Consider the following 393-nt stretch of genomic DNA (forward strand, 5'->3'; position numbering starts at 1 on the left):
GGATTCGCCATTCCCGACTCCACACTATCCGAATGGGTGGGCCGTTGCGGTGTTGCCTTACAGCCGTTGGTGGATGCGTTGAAACAAGAATTATTGACCCAGCCGGTGCTGCATGCTGATGAAACGCCGCTTCCCATGCTCAAGCCCGGAAACGGCAAGACGCACCGGGCCTACCTGTGGAGTTATTGCAGCACACCGCTCAGTAGTATGAAGGCGGTGGTATTCGACTTTGCAGAAAGCCGGGGTGGTAAGCATGCAGAACCGTTTCTGGAACGATGGCGGGGCACCCTCGTCTGCGATGACTTTCCAGGCTATAAGGCGCTGTTCAAATCCGGTATCACGGAGGCTGGATGAATGGCGCACGCCCGACGCAAATTCCATGAGCTATGGGCC

1 pseudogene is annotated in these 393 nt (G+C 56.7%); it reads left to right on the forward strand.

What is annotated here, in order from left to right:
- Positions 1-351 (forward strand): annotated as a pseudogene (locus tag EYB48_RS19015) (IS66 family transposase); the annotation flags it as partial.
- Positions 352-393: the final 42 nt, after the last annotated feature.

The organism is Cognatundibacterium crateris, from assembly GCF_010078235.1.
GTDB classification, from domain to species: Bacteria; Pseudomonadota; Gammaproteobacteria; order Burkholderiales; family Burkholderiaceae_D; genus Undibacterium; species Undibacterium crateris.